General features: G+C 50.3%; 14 protein-coding genes and 2 tRNA genes. 10 read left to right on the top strand and 6 right to left on the bottom strand.

Annotated features, from left to right (window positions below; all coding sequences use genetic code 11):
- Positions 1–128: 128 nt before the first annotated feature.
- Complete coding sequence (locus EYQ01_05360; GenBank protein HIE65227.1) at positions 129–605, bottom strand: hypothetical protein; 477 nt, start codon at positions 603–605, stop codon at positions 129–131.
- A gap of 196 nt (positions 606–801) precedes the next feature.
- Between EYQ01_05360 and EYQ01_05355 the strand changes: the two genes are divergently transcribed.
- A complete protein-coding gene (locus EYQ01_05355) occupies positions 802–1,335 on the top strand; it encodes a hypothetical protein (protein ID HIE65226.1) in 534 nt (177 codons plus the stop codon).
- A 15-nt stretch (positions 1,336–1,350) separates the two neighbouring features.
- Here the strand turns inward: EYQ01_05355 and EYQ01_05350 are convergent, their stop codons facing one another.
- The 4 genes from EYQ01_05350 to EYQ01_05335 all read right to left on the bottom strand — a co-directional run bounded on the left by EYQ01_05350 (position 1,351) and on the right by EYQ01_05335 (position 5,440).
- Positions 1,351–2,544 carry an aspartate aminotransferase family protein gene (locus EYQ01_05350; protein HIE65225.1) on the bottom strand — a complete coding sequence of 398 codons (1,194 nt, stop codon included), beginning with the start codon at positions 2,542–2,544 and terminating at the stop codon, positions 1,351–1,353.
- Complete coding sequence (locus EYQ01_05345) at positions 2,541–3,899, bottom strand: hypothetical protein (protein HIE65224.1); 1,359 nt, start codon at positions 3,897–3,899, stop codon at positions 2,541–2,543. The genes EYQ01_05350 and EYQ01_05345 overlap by 4 nt, the downstream gene beginning before the upstream one ends.
- A 182-nt stretch (positions 3,900–4,081) precedes the next feature.
- Positions 4,082–5,152, bottom strand: coding sequence for a long-chain fatty acid--CoA ligase (locus EYQ01_05340; protein ID HIE65223.1), 1,071 nt, complete (start codon positions 5,150–5,152; stop codon positions 4,082–4,084).
- A gap of 33 nt (positions 5,153–5,185) precedes the next feature.
- Positions 5,186–5,440, bottom strand: a complete 255-nt coding sequence (locus EYQ01_05335) for a hypothetical protein (protein HIE65222.1) — start codon at positions 5,438–5,440, stop codon at positions 5,186–5,188.
- 187 nt (positions 5,441–5,627) lie between these two features.
- Between EYQ01_05335 and EYQ01_05330 the strand changes: the two genes are divergently transcribed.
- Both EYQ01_05330 and crcB read left to right on the top strand, forming a co-directional pair.
- Positions 5,628–6,422 carry an undecaprenyl-diphosphate phosphatase gene (locus tag EYQ01_05330; GenBank protein ID HIE65221.1) on the top strand — a complete coding sequence of 265 codons (795 nt, stop codon included), beginning with the start codon at positions 5,628–5,630 and terminating at the stop codon, positions 6,420–6,422.
- 206 nt (positions 6,423–6,628) lie between these two features.
- Positions 6,629–7,003 (top strand): fluoride efflux transporter CrcB, encoded by a 375-nt coding sequence (gene crcB, locus EYQ01_05325; GenBank protein HIE65220.1) that lies wholly within the window; start codon positions 6,629–6,631, stop codon positions 7,001–7,003.
- Positions 7,004–7,027: 24 nt separating this feature from the next.
- Here the strand turns inward: crcB and EYQ01_05320 are convergent, their stop codons facing one another.
- Positions 7,028–8,113, bottom strand: coding sequence for a hypothetical protein (locus EYQ01_05320; GenBank protein ID HIE65219.1), 1,086 nt, complete (start codon positions 8,111–8,113; stop codon positions 7,028–7,030).
- Between the two features lie 114 nt (positions 8,114–8,227).
- Here EYQ01_05320 and EYQ01_05315 point away from each other — a divergent pair.
- The 7 genes from EYQ01_05315 (at position 8,228) to EYQ01_05285 (ending at position 13,302) form a co-directional block, all read left to right on the top strand.
- Positions 8,228–8,303 (top strand) — tRNA-Val (locus EYQ01_05315).
- Positions 8,304–8,337: 34 nt separating this feature from the next.
- Positions 8,338–8,414: transfer RNA gene (locus EYQ01_05310), tRNA-Asp, on the top strand.
- 62 nt (positions 8,415–8,476) lie between these two features.
- On the top strand, positions 8,477–9,193 hold the full coding sequence (locus tag EYQ01_05305) for a Tol-Pal system subunit TolQ (protein ID HIE65218.1): 717 nt from the start codon (positions 8,477–8,479) through the stop codon (positions 9,191–9,193).
- Between the two features lie 14 nt (positions 9,194–9,207).
- On the top strand, positions 9,208–9,627 hold the full coding sequence (locus EYQ01_05300) for a biopolymer transporter ExbD (protein ID HIE65217.1): 420 nt from the start codon (positions 9,208–9,210) through the stop codon (positions 9,625–9,627).
- A 194-nt stretch (positions 9,628–9,821) separates the two neighbouring features.
- On the top strand, positions 9,822–11,018 hold the full coding sequence (locus EYQ01_05295; protein HIE65216.1) for a TonB C-terminal domain-containing protein: 1,197 nt from the start codon (positions 9,822–9,824) through the stop codon (positions 11,016–11,018).
- Between the two features lie 119 nt (positions 11,019–11,137).
- Positions 11,138–12,319 carry a Tol-Pal system beta propeller repeat protein TolB gene (tolB, locus tag EYQ01_05290; GenBank protein HIE65215.1) on the top strand — a complete coding sequence of 394 codons (1,182 nt, stop codon included), beginning with the start codon at positions 11,138–11,140 and terminating at the stop codon, positions 12,317–12,319.
- A 305-nt stretch (positions 12,320–12,624) separates the two neighbouring features.
- A complete protein-coding gene (locus tag EYQ01_05285) occupies positions 12,625–13,302 on the top strand; it encodes a hypothetical protein (GenBank protein ID HIE65214.1) in 678 nt (225 codons plus the stop codon).
- Positions 13,303–13,310 lie beyond the last annotated feature (8 nt).

The following is a 13,310-nucleotide window of genomic DNA, read 5'->3' as shown; positions in this document are numbered from 1 at the left end:
TGGTTATGGCTTTACAACAATGATCGGTCTAATATGGCGATTGGAGGAATTACACCCTATCAAAAATTGACGCTGGCAACACAGGCTCTACTTCTGTGAACCATTATTAATGGGGGGATTACCACCTCTTATGATTTTCTTTTTGATTTGGGTTTACTTTTTGATTTGGGTTTATTTTTGGTTTCTTGTTTTTTAATGCCTTTTGCTTTTTCAGTTGGGGGATAGGGTTCGCATTTAATTTTTAAAGTATATGTAGTCGTTGCTGTAGCCTTGCCTATAACGGTACGTGGATGTGTCGCTGAAGCTGTTACTACCACTCCCGTAATGATCTTACGGAAGGTGACATCTCCTGACTTACATCCATTACTAACACATCGTGCTGCTGCCTCAGCCTTTTTTAAATCCATAACATCTTCTGAGATTAATAATGCAGATCTCTTGTCATTTACCCCTACATGATTTTGGATATTTATTACAGTGACTTGAAAAGAGCCGGTGCAAGTGGTAGTTCTACCACACACATAAGGAGAACACGTCTCTTGTTCATTCTCCACAGTATATTTTACGCCTTGGGTACTCAGACTAGTACTCGTTTTCTTTGCCATGTTATTAGCTCCAGAAATAATATTAAAGCAATATGTTTAGAAAATCCTTAATGAGGATATGCTGTTGCCTTTATTAAAATCTATATACTTATAGAGTACTAAATAGTAGAAGTCAAGAAGTTCCAAGGAAAATATATACCAGAATCGATAATATAAAAAACGGCAGCAATTTTCTCGTTTGGTTTTATCGATTTGAGTGGGCCTGCTTGGGTTGCTGATCCTGAGTTTTGAGGAGCCGTGGAAGATACTGATTGAAGCCCACTGGACGGCGGGGACGTTCATGCGCTTCTGGGTGGTGCTGATCTGTGTGGTCCTGGGGCTGAGTGTCTATTTTGCGGACCGCCATTGGTCATTTTCTGAAAATGCCGGAGGGGTTTTTAAACGGCATTTTTCCACCTTTGGGTTCTCAGGATTTTTCGTCTTGTCTACTTTCCTGGTGCTTGCCTCGCCCATCGCTGATACCCCCGTTTTGTTACAGTGTATTACAAATCTGTTCCTGGTCTTTACGGGGATCTGGCTCATTGTGCGCGCCGTGCATGACACCCTGACCCACTATTATTATCTCGGAATCGGCATCCTGATCTTAACGGCCTTCTTTCGGTACTTTGATCTCATTGGAGATTATCGCGGCGCGTCGCTTCTCTTCCTAGTTTGTGCGGCGATTCTATTCGGTGCCGCGCGTTATTGGCGTCACCATATTGTCACGACTATTTCTGGAGAACCGAGATAGGCTCCAGAGACGGGTTTAGGCCAAGGCCTTATCTATGATATCCAGCCCTTTTTCCAGTTCTTTTTCTGTGAGGGTGAGGGGCGGAGAAATTCGTACAACGGTATTTGTATGGAGTGTCCATCCGAGGATTAGGCCCTTATCCAGGGCCTTCCCCACGAAACCTGCTGTTGTATCCGCATCAGAAAGCTCAAGTCCGATCATCATGCCCTTCCCCCGAACGTCGCGGATGCATGAATGTCTCCGCGCAAAATCCCGCAAAGCGTCTTTAATCTTTTCTCCAAGCTGATCCGCTTTTTGCGGAAGGTCATTCTCCAGAATGACCTTCAGACTGGCCAAGCCGGCGGCACAGGAGACCGGGTGGCCGCCGAAGGTGGTCACATGAGACAGGGGGGGGTCGGTCGAGAGCGTTGCCATTATGTTGGGTGACGACACGAAGGCACCGAGCGGCATCCCCCCGCCGATGGCCTTGGCCAGGGTAATGATATCCGGAACAACCCCCCAATGCTCCAGGGCAAACAGTCTTCCGGTCCGGCCGAATCCGGTCTGAACCTCATCAAAAATAAGGAGTGCGCCAACCTCAGTGCACCGGGCCCGAAGTGCCGGCAGGAAGTCTTGATCCGGTATCCGAATTCCCCCTTCTCCCTGAATCGGTTCGGTGATCACGGCCGCGACCTGATGATCGATCTCACAAAGCCTGTTGGTCTCGTTGAAGGGAAGAAAGGTGATCCCGGGAAGGAGAGGTTCAAAAGGTTTTCGATAAATGTCACGACCGGTTACCGAACAGGCCCCCTGGGTGTCTCCATGATAGCTCTGCTCAAAACTGATGAAGCGTTTTCGGCCTGTATGTTTTTTTGCAAGCTTCAGTGCCCCTTCATTGGCCTCCGTCCCGCTGTTTGTAAAATAGACTTGTGAGAGAGGTCCGGGAAGGACCGTGGCCAGTTTTGTGGCGAGATCGACCTGTGCTGCCTGAACGTACTCTCCGTAAACCATCACGTGCAGATATCTCTCTGCCTGTTTCTTGATCGCTTTGACGACGGCCGGGTGGGTATGCCCGATATTGGCGACACCGATTCCAGAAATGAAATCAAGATAGTTTTTTCCATTTTTTGTCGTAACGGTTACGCCTTCGGCGTGGTCAATCTCCAGGCCCATCGGATGGGGAGAGGTCTGGCAAATGTGTTTCTGGAAGTTTTTCCGCCGGGAAGTCATGTCTGTTCCCAGTCGACAAAGCGGAGGAAATTGGCGAGGCGAAACCGGCCGTCATGGTGCCATGTGATTGGTGGCATCTGCATTTTCCCAATCGCACAGATTCGTGACGCCCCCATTTTCACGATGGCTGGAATCAGCTCTGGCTGCCGTTTCTCCGGAATGGCAATGCCGATCGCCTGAAGAATGCTACGGATCGGTTTGAGATGGGAAACGATCTCGGTTAAATCGTGAACCGGTTTTACCCAGATTGTCCTGGAGAGAGGCGAGGACAAAAAGTGTGGGTCCGGATCATAAAGGACCGTCCAGTCGACCCCCTTTGGACTGGAAAAAACCTTTCCCCCCCGCAAGGGGAGAGACCCCCGTAATTGCTGAATATGCGCGGCGATATCTGGCGGAGTTTCCCCCTTCGGAAGCCGGTTTGAAACAGCATAAAGGGCCTGAGACAGCCACTGCGCGAATTCAAGGGGGGTGTGGCTGCCCAAGGATTCGACATAATAAAGGTGGGGAGAGAGGCAGCCCATTTGATCATAGAGGGCGATATCGATGGCGGCTTGATCTGCAACTTCCTTTCGGATCGATTCACGTGCGATGACGCCCAAACTGAGCCGGTGTCCATGAAAGAGGGTAAGCGTGGCCGGGGGAATATTCTCCCGGACCTTTGCAATTGTTTCATCGCTCCCGTAAACGATTGCTAGGTCGGCCCTTTGGAAGGCAGCCCGGGTGATGTCAGTGTTGTTATTATCCCAGGTGAGGATGGCCATGCTTTCGGCGAGTTCCGGTCGGATCTGATGCAGTGACCTGGCAAAGAGGACTGGCAGGAGAAGTTCGTCCATGCTAACTTTTGCCAGGTTGGCTGACTTTGCCAGGAGACCGCAGACCAGGCTGACGATTGCTGTCCCAGAAATATTCCCGGGGAGGATATGTGTAATCAGCCTCGGTCCGATCACGCGAGTGAATCCAACCCCTTTTCTCTTAGGCCTGAATCCGTCACAGAGGGCCGGATTGCCCAGTTCTTCTTCAAGAAGGTGGATGAGGACGGGCCGGGTCAGATTTTTAAAAAGGTCATCCAGGATAAAGCGGACCATTTCTTTTGAAACCCCGGATGCGAGAGGCAGGAGTGATTCTGCTTCCTTTCGGATCGGATCCTTTGGGTCGAGCCAACGTTGGGCGGCGGTGTCAATCCAGTCGATGATTTTGAAGATGGGCTCTTTAGAGAGCCTTTCCCCGGCGCGGATCAGACGGTCAGAGATGTCGATTACTTCGTCCGCGGAAAGGACGGGGAGTTCTATGGAGAGATGATGGTGTTGGGTCTTTTTCTCCGCAATAGAGGTGGTCGGAAGAAAATATCCTTTCATCTTATTAAGGAACCTCTGAATAAGTAATGAATCATTTTAAGGGCAAAAATATCCTGCTTCTGCGTTACAAATCTTAAAAAATTGCGGGCTATGGCTTCCCGAGAACCATCCTCTACGATTTTTGCCTTGAATCGAAACATAAGATCTCCTGAAAAATGCAACCCAGACTTAATCAGAGGCTCCTAATCCTGAAAAGTGATATTCTTCTGAAGGAGTTCATCAATCATGATGGAACACCCTTTCTCTTCGGAACCCCCTGCACGGCCGAGCAGAACAAAACCGCCCTCAACCTCGCGTCCCAGATCTTCCGTCAGGAGCGCGGCGACGGAGTCGAGATTGGCCAGGTCGGTGTGGGCCAGGAGACCGACCTCTCCCTTTGGCGCAGGTTCTAGTGTCTCTGGAGAAAGGAGGCGTGTTCGTACCTGAGGCGGGGGGCGAAAGAGACGCGGCGCGCTTTCGCCTACAATACGATCATAAAATTGGGAGGTCATCTCGGTCATTCCATATTCGTTGACACAATTCTCATTCGGAATCCCCCAGTATTTCCAGGCCTTTGAATAGATCCACTCCTGCGGAACCTCCCGCGAACTCCCTTTGAACCCGCCGGTATCCATGATTCGGCTTCCAGTCGGTAGCGTACAGGTCCAACTATTCTCTTTACAAAAATCGATGAAGTGGACAAAAGAAAAAGAGGTCCCGATCAGGCAGACTGCTTCATCTGTTTCGGCCATTTCCCTGATCAGCCGTTCCGATTGAAGCTGCCCCTGTTCGATATAATAAGCGCTTTCTTTTGTCCCGAAGGCCTTCCGAACAACCTCCATCATGTACGAAAGAGAGGTCATGGGCGCTTCTTGAGGAGAGGGGGTAAGAATCATGAAACGTATCCGGTCAGATCGGGGAAGGAGGTGGCGTTTGAAATGTGCGAGGATTGCCTTTTTTGAGATTTCAATGTCGAAAAGGGGGTGGCAACTTCTTGTTTTTTGTGTTGTTCCGCTGGAATAAAAAAGGCGCTGCGCCTTTTGGATCGGTCGGCAGGAAAGCGCCGTATACTTAAAGGCTATTACGGGAATGGCCGGAATAGCCTCCCACGTCTTGACGGTTTCAGGGCTTTGATGTAGTGAATCAGAGAATTGGCGATACGGGGAATTGTGGCGGTACTGATGTCTGTAGAGAAGAAGGGCCAGCTCGTTGAAGAGCGGGTCAGACCCGGGGCCGGGCTCCATTTTCATGAGATGTATCAGTTTATTCCTCATGTCTGTTGAGATACACCAAGCGTCTTCCCCCTGTCAAGGTGAGACGGACAGAAGAAGGGAACCTCTGAATAAGTCATGAATTGTTTTTTCAGGGCAAAAATGTTCCACTTCTGCGTTGCAAATCTTGAACACGCATAGCAAGCGTGCGGAATTAGCGAGCGAATATCGATAAAGATCTTTTTCGTTTCGGGTCGAAGAATCCTCGCCTCCGAGGCGTGGTTCTTCCAAATAGCGGGCTATGGCTTCGCGAGAACCATCCTCTGCGACTTGCGCCTTGAATTGAAACATTTTATCTCCTGAAAAACTTACCCCAGACTTAATCAGAGATTCCTCAGGCAGCATGGGTTTCGTTGTTCTTCTGTTTCTCCTTGAATGTATCGAGGCCATTTGTTACGATCTCCACGTTTTCCAAGTAACCTTGACTGGAGAGGCAAGGGGATGGTTTGCCCCCTGGCCGTCTAGAGAGATGGTTTTTATGAACGAATTTTTTCAGGCCGTCCTCCTCGGTGTGGTGGAAGGGCTTACGGAGTTTATGCCGGTTTCATCAACGGGACACCTCATCGTGGCGGGTCATCTCCTCGGTTTTGATGGACCTAAGGCGGCGACCTTCGACGTGTTTATCCAACTGGGTGCCATCCTCGCGGTTGTATTTCTTTACAGCGATCGTTTCTTCAGCCTTCTTTCATTTAAAAAGGAGAACGGTTTCTCTGGACTGAATGGGCTGATTCTTCTGGCCCTGACAACCTCTCCCGCGCTCTTCTTTGGTGCACTGCTCCACCCGTTGATCAAGGAGCATCTTTTCAGCCCTATCACGGTGGCCATCGGTTTGGGTGTCGGGGGGGTGGTCATCCTTCTTGCTGAAGCCAGGCTCCCGGAGGTAAAGCGGTTTGGAGTCGATGCCCTGAGGTGGAAAGATGCCCTCTCCATCGGGTTTTTTCAGTGCCTGGCGATGTGGCCCGGTGTTTCCCGATCCGCCTCGACCATTGTTGGAGGCATGATGATTGGTATTGAACGAAAAACGGCGGCGGAATATTCCTTCCTGGCGGCCGTCCCGGTGATGTGTGCCGCGACGATTTTCGATCTTTACAAGAGTCGTTCCTTTTTGGAGCTCTCCGATATCCCCATTTTCTTTGTCGGATTCCTGGTTTCTTTTATCTCGGCGCTTCTTGCCCTTCGGTTTTTTATCCGCCTCCTGGGGAGGACGACATTAAAGCCTTTTGGATGGTATCGGATCGGCGCTGCCATTTTCATTTTGTATGTGTTCAGGTAAGCAAGGACCCAAGATCCTCGATTGGATCATGGGATAAATCGCATAAGTCGCCTGAAAGGCAAGGCCAGAGGCCATTTTGAGAGCGAGGCGTACTCACCCGTACGGTGAAGGAGCAAAATGACCGATAACATCAGGCGAATGGGTCTCGCGCCAGCCGTCGGCGGTTTCTAATTCCGCAATCGCGGAATTAGGGAAGGAGAATAAAACTGATCAAGATCCTAATGGTCGGAATCGGCGGTTTTTTCGGTGCCATCGCCCGGTATTCAATCGGAGTCTGGTTCTCCGGGAAGGAGAATGCTGCTTTTCCTTACGGGACATTTGCCGTGAACGTTAGCGGATGCTTTGTCCTGGCGCTGTTTGTGACCTTGATCACAGAGCGTTTTATTGTTCATCCCCATTGGAGGCTGTTGATCGCAGTTGGGTTTCTGGGGGCCTATACAACCTTCTCGACCTTTGAGTACGAAACAAATAAACTCCTGGAGGAGGGGAGCTTCTGGTTGGCCCTCCTCAACATGTTCCTGAGTTTGGCTGCTGGCATGATTGCGATACGCATCGGGATAGTGCTGGGCAGAAAAATCTAGAATAAGCGTTACGAATATAGATAGTCAGTCGATCATCTTGCTCAGGCCTGTCCACGTCCCAAACCACTTGTTTCCCTCCCGGTCAAACGCGATTGAGAAGACGTTATTATCGAGCAGGCCGTCTGCCGTGGTATAGGTAAGCCAGGTCTTTCCATCAAAACGGCTCACGCCTTTGTCGGTCGCGGCCCATAGGGTTCCTTCCCGGTCCACCTCGAGGGCATGAACAAAATTTCCACCGATGGTCCCATGACCCGCGGTAAAGGTGGTCCAGTGCTTCCCGTCGAATCTGGAAAGCCCGGCACCCCAGGTCCCGATCCATTTCACATTTTGGTGGTCCACGACGATATCGAGGACATAGTTTGGATTGGCCTGACGGTTATTCTTATGTTCTCCTCCGTGATGCCGCGGTTCGTTGTCGTCATAGGAATCGCCCAGTGTTTGAGGAGATCCGATGTCCCCACCGAGGCCGTCCAGGTGGGTATATCCGGTCCAGTTTTGTCCGTCGAAGCGGTTGACCCCCCCTTCCGTCCCGAACCAGAGAATGCCGTCCTGGTCTTTAGCGATTGCATAAACCCACTTGTCAAGCAGACCGTCTTTTTGCGTGTATGTTTTGAAGGATTTCCCGTTGAAATAGCTGGCCCCCTTCCAGGTGGCAATCCACATTGCGCCGTCCGACTCAAAAAGGATGTCGTAGACCCAGAGATCGCCCAGGCCTTTTCCTCTTGGATAGGTTGTCCATCGATGGTCATAGCTTATTTTACCTCCTCCGTAGGGGGTGTATGTGAGCCATTCTCTGCCATCATATCGGGAGAGTCCGCCGCCGTACGTGCCGATCCATTTCACCCCTTGAGGATCAATCGCCACTTTAAAGATGCCCCTGGCAAGAAGCCCGTCTGTGGAACGAATGGTGAAGATTTCGTACTGGTCCGGTGTTCGAGTATCGTACCGTATAATCCCGGAGGGGAGACCCAGCCAGAGATGGTTCCCATCAAAGGCCATACTCTTCACCCTGCCGCCTGTTTCAAAATTAATAAAACGGGGCCGGGGCGTGGGCACTGGAGGAGGAGTAGGGGGGGCAACTGTGGCGCAGCCAGCCAGGTAAATAATCAAGATTAGAGTGGCAAGATGGAGCCGGTTCAACAAGAATAAATACCTATTTTCTTTGACAAATATCGAATATAGAGGTATTCTACATGACGATCAACTTCTTTACAAGCGTTTCGTGGGCGGATAGCTCAGTTGGGAGAGCGTCGGCCTTACAAGCCGAAGGTCACAGGTTCGATCCCTGTTCCGCCTACCAAGGCTGAGCAGGGGCAGATATTAATGTCTGGAGCGGGGCCGTAGTTCAGCTGGTTAGAACGCCGGCCTGTCACGCCGGAGGTCGCGAGTTCGATCCTCGTCGGCCCCGCCAAATTAACAAGGGGTGATTCTTCACTTCTGACCGAAAGCAGTGTTTTCGAAGGAGAGGTTCTGTTGGACACGGGTTTTTCTTTTGTGAGTTTGTTTCTTGAAGCCGGTATTGTCGCAAGGCTGGTTTTGGGGACACTTCTTCTTGCATCAATCGCCTCATGGGCGATCATTTTATTCAAGTGGATTGGCCTGAGAAAGGCCGAAGCTGACAATCGCCGGGTACTGGAACTTTATGCGAAGGCCGAGGATTTACTGGACATAGAGAGAGGGTGTTCGGGACAGGAAAGAGGGTCTTTCGGTGCTGTTCTTGAAGAGGCCTTTGGGAAGATGAAGCATTATCTTTCTGCGGTGAAAAGTGGCCAACCTTTTTCTGAGAATGGAAATCGACCTCCAAAGCTATCGGTCATTGAACGGACTCTTCAAAGTGCCATACAAGACGAGATGAGTTATCAGGAAGGCTATCTTCATCTTCTGGCAACCATGGGGAATACCGCCCCTTTTCTTGGGCTTTTCGGGACGGTCTGGGGAATTATGGGGGCGTTTCAGGAAATCGGGCGGCAAGGATCTGCAAATATTGCTGTTGTCGCACCCGGTGTGGCGGAAGCCTTGATCAATACGGCCGCCGGTCTTTTTGTGGCGATTCCTGCAGTTGTTGCCTATAATATTTTTGTAGTGAAGCTCAGAAAAATGCAGACCCAGTTAGAGATCTATGCCTCAGACTTCCTGTCGCGCGTAGAAGAAGCGGTGGAAACCCCGGTCGAACATAAGGTTGTATCCTAAAGGAAAACGAGATGATCACAAGCTCAAGTCGACATCGTGAACTGGTGGCGGAGATCAATATCATTCCATTGGTTGATGTGATGTTGGTTCTTCTCATTGTTTTTATGATTACGGCCCCCCTCCTCTATCGTGGAATGGACATCAAACTCCCCCGGGCTGCGACAAACAGTATCACACCCACGGAGAGAAAAATATTGAGCGTTGAGAAGGACCGATCCATCTATCTCGATAAAGAGGAAGTTGGTCTGGTCAAACTCGAAGAACGCCTCCGAGCATTAAAGGGAATATCTCCGGATGTTTCGCTTTATCTTCGGGCCGATCGGGATGTCCCTTATGGGACGGTCGTTCAGGTCATGGACTTGATCAAGCGGGCAGGTATTTCCCGCCTCGGGATCGTGACTGAACCGCTTCCGAAAGAAGCCCTCCCGCGATAAACTCCGGAAGCCTTCGAATGCAAATGATGCCTATTCGTTATCCCTCTATCACAGAATGCTCAAGGCCGCATCAGTAAGTGATGCGCCCTTTTTATTGCAGTACCGGTGACAAGGGGCGGGCATTGTTATAGAATAGTAGTGTGCCCTCTGGTATTGATTGACGTAAGGGAATCCTTCTCTGCAGGGGTGTATTCTTGATGAATAAGATGTCGGTGAATAGGGGGCAAGCTGCCTGGGGATTCCCTCTGGAGGATAGTGTGCGTCACCGTGATGGCCTTCCTAGAATGATGGCGATCTCCGTTGTCATTCACCTCTCTTTTTTCGCACTCATTATGGCGGGGGAGCGTTGGGCCATTCGCGAATCTCCGCTTCAAAGCTACCAGGTGAGTCTTGTTTCTCCCAGCGTTGGGATCTCCTCGCCCTCAATTACCAAAATCCAGGGAAAGCGTGTTCGATCCGCCGCGGGTCCCGCGTCATCCAAACCTCGGGCGGTTCGGGTGTCGCGTCCTGCGCGTGCGTCTAAAACTCCTGTGAAACCGGTTCTCCCGGCGACTGGTTTTGCGGCCCCTTCCAAGTCCGGGACAACGCCTTCATCCTCCCAGACTTCGAGTCAGGAAGTTGTTCCGAGAACATCATTAAAGGTGCCTCGTAATGCGGACGATGATCCTGAACGCCTGGAAGAGTGGTGGAAGAAAAAAGTCAGATCGATCAAGGTCCCGTCCAAGGCGGCTCAAAGCCGGGCAAAGCGATCCTTGACCCCTCAAAAGAGGACGAAAAAAATAGAGATAAAACAAAAAACACCGAAGATTCAGATCGGCCGAAGTCTAAGCCCGGTCTTCCCGGCGGCACAAGGTGAGCAGGAGAGGTCTGCATCCATAGATGCCGGAGGAAATCAATCGGGTCTTATTCTTCCAGGCGAAGAAGGTGCATCCGATCCTGTTTCTTCTGAAGGTTTGATTGAGGGTTCATCTTCTGCTCAACCGGGCCCGGACTCGTCGGGCATGATAAGGCACTCTGGAATTATTGGAGGCGGTGGCATTAGTGGAAGCGCAGGTGTTATTGGAGGCGGAACGGGAGGGACAGGGAACGTCGGTCTTCAGTTTCCAGCTTATTTGCAAAAAATGGAGAATAAGATCAGCGGCGTGTGGGCGCCTCCTCCGGTTTCCTTTCAAGGGGAGCCTGCCAACGTAACCATTCAGTTTAATGTACTGAAAAATGGTCATGTGGAACGTGAGTCGATTCAAGTTGAAAAGAGCTCTGGAGATCCCTTTTTCGATCAGGCGGCGATGCGCGCCGTTTATGGAGCCGACCCCTTTCCCCCGTTTCCAGACTTCCTTTCGGAGGATCGCCTGAGCATCCATTTTAACTTTACCATGTTGGAGAATTCCTAGTGACGGGGCCGAGACTTTTACTCCTGGTGGCCCTTTGCCTCTTTTTAGGAGGCACAGATTTAAAGGCTGCAGATGTCTTTTTGGGGACGAGCCGCGTTGGTTTTGAGAGGATTCCTTTGATGATCTTACCCCTCCAGGGGTCTCCAGAGCATGCTGAGGTCCTGCTCTTAACGGAGACCGCACTCAATTCAGATCTGGAGCGTTCACGCCTTTTCCGTGTTATTGACCCGGGTACGATCGGTCTTTCTGATTCAACAGGCAGGGCACCGGATTCAGCCGTGATGCGAAAGGCGTCTGCGAAGGGCGTTCAGGCCCTGGTCTGGGCCAGGCTTCATCAAAGCGGGGATGATTGGGTTCTGGAAAGTTATGCCTATGAGACGGCCAAGGGGGAGCAGGTCATCGGCGTCAATATTATCGGAAGCAGGAACGCCATCCGTGCAATGGCCCATCGTTTTTCGGACAAGGTCGTTCAGCACTTTACCGGGGAGAAGGGGATTGCAGAGACGAAGGTGACTTTTGTCTCTGATCTATCCGGGAAGAAAGAGGTCTACATTATGGACTATGATGGACGAAATCCAAGGCGCATTACGATGGATCGGAGCATCGCTCTTTCACCCCGATGGTCATTCAATAGTAAAAAGATTACCTATACCTCTTATCGCAGCGGAAATCCGGATATCTACCTCATTGATTTGACGAATGGACTTCAGACAAGCCTCGTTTCCTTTCCAGGTCTGAACTTTTCGACAAGCTGGTCTCCTGCGGGAGATCGGATTGCCTATGCAAGCACAAAAGATGGCAATGCCGAGGTTTATACGATGAATCCGGATGGGACTGGGCATAAGCGCTTGACATTTAACGCGGCGGACGATCTTTCTCCGAGTTGGTCTCCGACGGGGAAGCAGATTGCCTTTACCTCGGATCGGGGTGGGGGGCCTCAAATTTATATAATGGATGCCGATGGGATGAATGTCCATCGATTGACGTTTATCGGGAAGTACAACACCTCGCCGACATGGTCTCCGAAGGGAGACTGGATTGCTTACACCTGCCGGGATAACGAAAAAAGATTGAAACTTTGTGCCGATCGGGCGGATGGACAACAATCGATTCGGATCACGGAGAGTGGCCCTTGGGATGATGAATCCCCCTCTTGGGCTTTGAATGGGAGAGATCTTGTCTTTACATCCAATCGGACAGGTAAAAACCAGATTTTTTCGATTTATTTGGATGGTACGCGCTTGATCCGTTTGACTTCCAGCCCTGCGAATAATACCAGCCCATCCTGGTCACCCAATTGATGTCACGGAGCATAAAATATCTTTTTAGCCGTCCTTATTTCCCTTTGGATTCTTCACTTGTGTTGTTTAAATAGATATGGTATTGACTAGCGTTTGACTTTTTTAAAATGTGTGATGAAAAATAAGGAAGCTCTGATTAAGTCTGGGTTGAATTTTTCAGGAGATAAAATATTTCGATTCAAGGCACAAATCGCAGCGAATAGCCTGCTATTTTCAAGATTTGAAACGCAGAATCGGGACCTTTTTGTCCTGAAAAAACAATTCATGACTTATTCAGAGCTTCCATATATAAGGGAGGGAGATAGGTGAAGCGTCATTTGCTTAGAGGGCTTTCTTCTTTTGGCCTGGTTTCAATGTTTGTATCATTCTTGGTCGTCACAGGGTGTTCCAAGAAGATTGTACCCGTAGAGGGTGCATCAGGGCTTGCACCGGATTCACCCTCTGAAGTGCTCACCCGTCGTACCCCTGGCGAGCCGGAGGCGGAGCGTAAGTTGAAGGATTCCATCGGCGAAGAGAGAGTTTCGCCAACAGAGGGATTTTCATTTTTTGAGGAGACGACTCCAGGAGGAGCCGGTGAGGCGGATGAACCATTCATTTTTGCCGACCGGTCTTCCCCTTCAGAGATGACTTCTTCGTCTGGAGATCCTGATCGGCTTCAGGATGCTTTTTTTGAGTTTGATCAGTGGGTTCTCCAACATGATGCGAGGGCTGCTATGGAACAAAATGCACGTTGGCTTGAGGCGCATCCGGAAGCACGAATCCAGATTGAGGGGCATTGTGATGTTCGGGGTACGGATGAATATAACCTGGTGTTGGGTGAACGTAGAGCCAAGGTCGCAGTGAGTTTTCTGGTGAGTATGGGTGTGGACCGATCGAGGATTTCATTTATTAGTTTCGGTGAAGAGAAGAACAGTTGCAGCGAAAAGAATGAGGCTTGTTATAAAAAGAACCGGCGTGCGCATTTTGTTGTCCTGGAAAAGTAATGTCTTTA

Source organism: Candidatus Manganitrophaceae bacterium (assembly GCA_012960925.1).
In the GTDB taxonomy this organism is placed as follows: domain Bacteria; phylum Nitrospirota; class Nitrospiria; order SBBL01; family JAADHI01; genus DUAG01.
This window is presented reverse-complemented; position numbering and strand designations above follow the sequence as displayed.